Source organism: Acinetobacter sp. CY73, assembly GCF_059515865.1.
This window is the reverse complement of record NZ_JCAKMZ010000026.1, coordinates 45,945-53,053: the sequence shown is the minus strand read 5'-3', so window position 1 is coordinate 53,053 and position 7,109 is coordinate 45,945. Positions and strand designations below refer to the sequence as shown.

General features: G+C 40.2%; 4 protein-coding genes, 2 tRNA genes and 1 rRNA gene. 2 read left to right on the top strand and 5 right to left on the bottom strand.

The features are described from left to right. From AC5YD2_RS12340 to AC5YD2_RS12330, 3 genes are all read right to left on the bottom strand, one after another. Positions 1 to 76: transfer RNA gene (locus AC5YD2_RS12340), tRNA-Ala, on the bottom strand. Positions 77 to 114: 38 nt separating this feature from the next. After that, a tRNA-Ile gene (locus tag AC5YD2_RS12335) sits at positions 115 to 191 on the bottom strand. A 61-nt stretch (positions 192 to 252) separates the two neighbouring features. Continuing rightward, a 16S ribosomal RNA gene (locus tag AC5YD2_RS12330) occupies positions 253 to 1,790 on the bottom strand. Between the two features lie 664 nt (positions 1,791 to 2,454). Between AC5YD2_RS12330 and AC5YD2_RS12325 the strand changes: the two genes are divergently transcribed. Both AC5YD2_RS12325 and AC5YD2_RS12320 read left to right on the top strand, forming a co-directional pair. Beyond that, positions 2,455 to 3,369, top strand: coding sequence for a matrixin family metalloprotease (locus tag AC5YD2_RS12325; protein ID WP_496126624.1), 915 nt, complete (start codon positions 2,455 to 2,457; stop codon positions 3,367 to 3,369). 112 nt (positions 3,370 to 3,481) lie between these two features. Further along, positions 3,482 to 3,856, top strand: coding sequence for a hypothetical protein (locus AC5YD2_RS12320; RefSeq protein ID WP_496126623.1), 375 nt, complete (start codon positions 3,482 to 3,484; stop codon positions 3,854 to 3,856). Positions 3,857 to 3,986: 130 nt separating this feature from the next. Here AC5YD2_RS12320 and AC5YD2_RS12315 read toward each other — a convergent pair whose 3' ends face one another. Both AC5YD2_RS12315 and AC5YD2_RS12310 read right to left on the bottom strand, forming a co-directional pair. Beyond that, complete coding sequence (locus AC5YD2_RS12315) at positions 3,987 to 5,294, bottom strand: lytic murein transglycosylase (protein WP_496126622.1); 1,308 nt, start codon at positions 5,292 to 5,294, stop codon at positions 3,987 to 3,989. Positions 5,295 to 5,983: 689 nt separating this feature from the next. Then, positions 5,984 to 7,105, bottom strand: a complete 1,122-nt coding sequence (locus tag AC5YD2_RS12310; protein WP_496126621.1) for a 5-(carboxyamino)imidazole ribonucleotide synthase — start codon at positions 7,103 to 7,105, stop codon at positions 5,984 to 5,986. Positions 7,106 to 7,109 lie beyond the last annotated feature (4 nt).

The window sequence follows — 7,109 nt, the reverse complement described above, 5'->3', positions numbered from 1 at the left end:
TGGTGGAGACTAGGAGAGTCGAACTCCTGACCTCCTGCGTGCAAAGCAGGCGCTCTACCAACTAAGCTAAGTCCCCAGCTTATCACTTATATAGATTCGATGTATCTTAAGTCATGGTGGGTCTGACAAGACTTGAACTTGTGACCCCACGCTTATCAAGCGTGTGCTCTAACCAACTGAGCTACAGACCCTCAGATACATCTTCATGAAGAACAACTTGTTGTGGATTCTTACCGATCGTCAATCTTTCGTTAAGGAGGTGATCCAGCCGCAGGTTCCCCTACGGCTACCTTGTTACGACTTCACCCCAGTCATCGGCCACACCGTGGTAAGCGTCCCCCCTAAGGTTAGACTACCTACTTCTGGTGCAACAAACTCCCATGGTGTGACGGGCGGTGTGTACAAGGCCCGGGAACGTATTCACCGCGGCATTCTGATCCGCGATTACTAGCGATTCCGACTTCATGGAGTCGAGTTGCAGACTCCAATCCGGACTACGATCGGCTTTTTGAGATTAGCATCCTATCGCTAGGTAGCAACCCTTTGTACCGACCATTGTAGCACGTGTGTAGCCCTGGTCGTAAGGGCCATGATGACTTGACGTCGTCCCCGCCTTCCTCCAGTTTGTCACTGGCAGTATCCTTAAAGTTCCCGGCTTAACCCGCTGGCAAATAAGGAAAAGGGTTGCGCTCGTTGCGGGACTTAACCCAACATCTCACGACACGAGCTGACGACAGCCATGCAGCACCTGTATCAGAGTTCCCGAAGGCACCAATCCATCTCTGGAAAGTTCTCTGTATGTCAAGACCAGGTAAGGTTCTTCGCGTTGCATCGAATTAAACCACATGCTCCACCGCTTGTGCGGGCCCCCGTCAATTCATTTGAGTTTTAGTCTTGCGACCGTACTCCCCAGGCGGTCTACTTATCGCGTTAGCTGCGCCACTAAAGTCTCAAAGACCCCAACGGCTAGTAGACATCGTTTACGGCATGGACTACCAGGGTATCTAATCCTGTTTGCTCCCCATGCTTTCGTACCTCAGTGTCAGTATTAGGCCAGATGGCTGCCTTCGCCATCGGTATTCCTCCAGATCTCTACGCATTTCACCGCTACACCTGGAATTCTACCATCCTCTCCCATACTCTAGCCAACCAGTATCGAATGCAATTCCTAAGTTAAGCTCAGGGATTTCACATTTGACTTAATTGGCCACCTACGCACGCTTTACGCCCAGTAAATCCGATTAACGCTCGCACCCTCTGTATTACCGCGGCTGCTGGCACAGAGTTAGCCGGTGCTTATTCTGCGAGTAACGTCCACGCACCTAGAGTATTAATCCAGGGCGCCTCCTCCTCGCTTAAAGTGCTTTACAACCAAAAGGCCTTCTTCACACACGCGGCATGGCTGGATCAGGGTTCCCCCCATTGTCCAATATTCCCCACTGCTGCCTCCCGTAGGAGTCTGGGCCGTGTCTCAGTCCCAGTGTGGCGGATCATCCTCTCAGACCCGCTACAGATCGTCGCCTTGGTAGGCCTTTACCCCACCAACTAGCTAATCCGACTTAGGCTCATCTATTAGCGCAAGGCCCGAAGGTCCCCTGCTTTCTCCCGTAGGACGTATGCGGTATTAGCGTTCCTTTCGAAACGTTGTCCCCCACTAATAGGCAGATTCCTAAGCATTACTCACCCGTCCGCCGCTAAGTGATGTAGCAAGCTACATCTCCCCGCTCGACTTGCATGTGTTAAGCCTGCCGCCAGCGTTCAATCTGAGCCATGATCAAACTCTTCAGTTTAATATTGCTTAGTGCCTATAGGGCACCAATCTTGGCTCATCAATCTTCTGACAAATATTTCTCAAATAAACTTCGAGTCATTTTTACCATCAATCAATGAAAATAATTTCGATTAATCAATCAGTAAAAATCCACACAAGTTGTTCTTCATAATCTCTTAATGATCTTTCTAATACCTCGTCAGTATTAGAAGCTGGACTTCGATCACCTCAACAACTCAGCAATCTGCTTCGTTCGTTTCCGTGTATCTCGTCGGTATGGGGTGCATTCTAGAGGATTTAGAAATCATTGCAACCCCTATTTTCATTTAAAATTAACGTATGTATGTTTTTTCAACCAAATTCGATAAAAACTGTGTATTTCATTCATTTTTTAATCATTTTTCTTATTTTATTTTCATTTATCACGTTTTTCAGCGATTCCTTTTTCATAGAAAATTTTGCATTAAGCTCAAATTTATCATCAATCAGATCTTTTCCTTATGAGATTTGGACTTAGTTTTATCCTTAATGACATTCCAACTTTCTAATTTGATTTATTTTCCATCAGCGAAATTTCTATTCACTTTATTGATAGGTATTAAATCTAAAGCCCAGCTAAATTATTGCCTAATTTGTATTTTGCTATACATTATTTAGACAACAACTTTTTACATGTCCTTTATATGCGAATCCTGCTTCTTATAATTTCACTTATAGCTTTAGCATTTTTTGCATCTCAACGGATTTTCAACCCTCAACTGAATCACAACTCAGTTTTAGATCGTCTTCAACACCCTTTCGATAATCGACTGCGCTATAAAATTGGACATATTGACCCACGTTTCAACATTAGTCATGATCAATTAAAAGAAATCACCCAACAAGCAGCGGATATTTGGTTCTTAGGCACATCTCAGCCACTCTTTATATATGACCCAAATGCACAGCTCACCATTAACCTGATTTATGATCATCGCCAAGCTGATTCCGAAGCACGTCGCTCTGAACTTTATAGGCTAGAGCAAGCCCAGCGCTCAAATGAAAGTGAATTTCAAAAATTAGGACAAATTGAATCTGATTTAAATTTTCAACAGCGTTTGATTGAACAAACAAAGATAGATTATCAATATCGTTTAGACCGTTATAACAATGAGGTGCAAAGATTTAATCAATCCACACATCAAAGTCATGTAATGCGTACCTATTTACAGGATCAAAAACAGCGACTTGATGCTGCAGCGCAACAATTACAACAACAAATAGATACTTTTAATCAAAACGTGCAACAAACCAATCAACACGTGGCTACGGTTAATCAACTCAATCAACAGTTCAATCAATCGGTTGCTCAATTCAATCAACGCTTCCAAGCGCGTCAATTTGATAAAGGACAATTTAATGGTCGTGAAATCAATATTTATGAATTCCAAAATATCAATGACCTAAGACTCACTTTGGCACACGAACTCGGACATGGTTTAGGTATATTACATTCGGATGACCCTGAATCACTGATGTACCCGATTTTAGAAAAGCAAGATTTTGAGCAATTCAGACTTAAAGCGGCAGATATTGCTCTTTTAAACAATCGAAACTAATTCATAAATTGAACACTTATATTCCATATATTTTATAAGTATTTATATACTAAACCGTGTGTTTAGCACGATTCATGCTATTGTATATGCTCATGAATTAGAGGAGAAAGCCGTGAGTTATTATCATATTATCCTAGAAGTAAATGATCATATCAGCACGATTGAACAGACTCGTGATATCGAAATTTTTGATATTGTTGAGCTTCAACCTTATCTCAACTCTATTTTATTGCCTTTTTACAATGAACAACTTCTTGAACTTGATGATGAAAACATTAAATTTGAAGATGTTCTGCATTTAGAAATCAAACAAACGTTATTGCCTATCCAAGATTTGATTGAAGAAGAACAAAAACAACTTCCAAGCGATACGGACATCACCATCACGGCTTATGAAATTTTTAATGACCGCGAATTCAGTCAAGATGTAACCCATGTTATTTTCGATTTGCTTGAAGCCGTGAAACTTGATCGCTCAGCACCATAAATACATATTTTCGTTTTAGATCTATAGCTATGGTTTATCCCTACCATATATAGGTATACACATAAAACGATAAAAAGGTCTGCAATTGAGCAGACCTTTTTTTATATGACTTATATGTATAGTTAAGAAATTAATTCATCATCAATTTGGCATTTTCATCTCTAAATGCACGTAAAATTTGTTGCCCCGCACGACCTGTCGGATTTAAACCCAAACGATTTTGCTCCTGAACAATCGCTTTACGTGTTTTATCACCAATCAAACCATCCGCATCACCAATGTCATAGCCACGCTTAATCAAAAAATGTTGAATTTCACGTCTTTCAGCACGTGACGTTCCTGCATCAGCAGTCGGCCAAGCTTTACTGAAGACAGGTTTGCCTTGTAAACGATCTGATAAGTGCGCAATCGCCAAGGCATAACTTTCAGCTGCGTTATAACTATATATAGCGTCGAAATTTTTAAACACTAAGAAAGTCGGCCCTGATGCACCTGCTGGTGACATTAAACCCGCTTGCGATGAACCCGATAAATTACCTTGTATCAGTGGAGAGCCATCCGCACGAACCACACCTCGATCCACCCACGAACTGAGTGATTTTTTATTACGACGGCCTTCTCCTGAAATAGATAAATCAGCAGGAATGCTCACTTCAAATCCCCATGGTTGCCCTGTTTGCCAACCACGTTTCTTTAAAAAGTTTGCTGTAGAAGCCAAGGCATCCGATGTACTCGACACCAAATCTCGACGACCATCACCATCAAAATCAACAGCTAATTCTTCATAGGTGGTTGGCATAAATTGAGTATGACCAAATGCGCCCGCCCATGAACCTTTTAACTGTTCTTCTCTTAAATCACCCCGTTGTAAAATGCGCATGGTTGCAAAAAACTCACCACGGAAATAACTTTGACGACGCCCCTCACAACTTAATGTACCTAAAGCTTGCAACAAAGGATATTTACCCGAAATATCACCAAAATTACTTTCAACACCCCACACCGCAACAATCGTTTCCACTGGCACACCGTAGATCGTAGCAGCACGACTCAATACATCGTGATGTTGAACTAACTTTTGTTTGCCAGCAGCAACACGCTCATCATCGACCAAACCCGATAAATAATCCCAAATAGGCGTAGAAAATTCAGGTTGATAGTTGAGTTTCTCAATCACAGAATAATCAGGTGTTAAATTTTGGGTATAACGATCATACGTCGTTGAAGAAACACCTGAAGACATTGCTCTGCTTTTAAGATTTGCAATACAACTTTGAAAGCTCGTTTGAGATGTGTCATTAGAATTTAGATTATTTAGAGGCACAGATGCTTGTTCAGAAGATGAAATGACCGCAGGTTGCCCATTAATTAATAATTCAGCTTGAGCCTGAGTCATCGCTAAAAACACAGAACCAAATACAATAGATAAACGACGCATAACCTTCCAATTATTTTTGAATTTAATTTATGAGCTCAACATAGCATTCTGAGGAAAAATTTAAAGGTTCAAATCGTAAATTTAAATTCATTGTTCTCTGTTTAAATTCATATTTTGACTTTTAAATTTAAAAATGCACTTCCGACTGAAAAACTTTGAATTTAAAACAATCTATCCACAGCAAGTTTTTAAATTCAAAACAAAGTAGTGTGTATGAATTTAAATATCCCAGTTTAAATTTAAATATTTTAAAAAGTTATACACAACCTTAAAAATCTAAAACCTCCTTGTCGTCATATCATTTATTGTTTAAAAACAAATAGAAGTAAACCCATGCTTTTCATCTAGAACTTTAAATTCAAATTAAACAACTTTTAAATTCAAAGCCAAATTTTTAAATTTAAAAAATTTGAATTTATTTTCTATTTTTTGAATTTAAATTCAAAGTAATGAATTCGTTGACACTATTTAAATTCAAAAAATACAAGCTCTGTAAAAAGTTATCAACAGGTACTTTTCAGAAAATTTGGTTTTTTATAGTTATAAATCATTGATCAATAAAAACATAACCGTGCTTTTTATAGATATGATCAGTAGACATTTTTCAAAGAGGCGCAATGATGCCTGAACATCAGACAATAAAAAAGCGACCACAGGTGTGATCGCTTTTTTTTAATACAGGCTTGAACTTAGATGATCATATCTTGTGTCAAAGCCAATGGATTCGGAAGAATCTTCGCCAATTGACGACATAATCCAGTCAATTCAGCAGCATCATTTGGCATCAATGTGATGTGACCAATTTTACGACCTTCACGCTCTGACTTGTTATAGAGATGCAAATGTGCACCTTCTAAAGCCAATACATCTTGAGTCTTAGGATATTGACCAATAATGTTGACCATCACCGTTGGTCGTACTACAGCGGTTGAACCTAAAGGCAAACCTGCTACAGCACGAACGTGGTTTTCAAACTGGGAGCAAACTGCACCTTCAATCGACCAATGACCAGAGTTATGAACTCGAGGTGCCATTTCATTGGCATATAGACCTTTATCTGTTACAAATAACTCTAAGGTCAGCACACCGACATAATTCAAATGATTGAGTAGGCGAGTGATGTAGTCTTGTGCTACGGGTTGTAAGTCTGCGCTGTTGGGTGCAGGCACAATCGAGTGCGATAAAATGCCATTGTGATGATGGTTCTCAGCCAAAGGCCACGTTTTTACATCACCATTTTGGCCACGTACCGCAATAATTGACACTTCACGAGAGAAAGTCACAAAACTTTCAGCGATGAGTTCGCCAGCAGGACCCAGTTCCACCCATGCTTGATTTATTTGATCGTGTTGACGCAGTACAAATTGACCTTTGCCATCGTATCCGCCAGTTGCGGTTTTAAGCACAATGGGTAAACCTAGATCAGCAACAGCTTGTTTTAAGCTTTCCAAGGAATCTACTGCTTTATAGGGCGCAACAGGAATATCAAGCGTATCAAACAAAGCCTTTTCAGAAAGACGATGTTGTGCAATCGCTAATGCTTGGCGTGGTGGATGTAGGTCTTTATTTTTTGTTAAAACATCAACATCAGCCAATGGCGTATTTTCAAACTCTAGACTAAAAACATCTGCACTTTGAATAAACTCAGCTAAACCATTTTCAGCTTTAGTTGAAAAGACTGTGCCTAAAGCACTCGATGGGCAGTCTGTACTCGCTTCAAAGAAAGTACACTGAATATTAAGAGGTAAAGCAGCTTGTGCCATCATACGACCGAGTTGACCGCCACCAAAAATACCAATGGTTTTATCCATGAGG

What these genes read in the sequence shown, in the direction of transcription:
- AC5YD2_RS12310 (WP_496126621.1), bottom strand. Translation starts at nt 7,105, where the DNA reads ATGGATAAAACCATTGGTATTTTTGGTGGCGGTCAACTCGGTCGTATG.
- AC5YD2_RS12315 (WP_496126622.1), bottom strand. Translation starts at nt 5,294, where the DNA reads ATGCGTCGTTTATCTATTGTATTTGGTTCTGTGTTTTTAGCGATGACT.
- AC5YD2_RS12325 (WP_496126624.1), top strand. Translation starts at nt 2,455, where the DNA reads ATGCGAATCCTGCTTCTTATAATTTCACTTATAGCTTTAGCATTTTTT.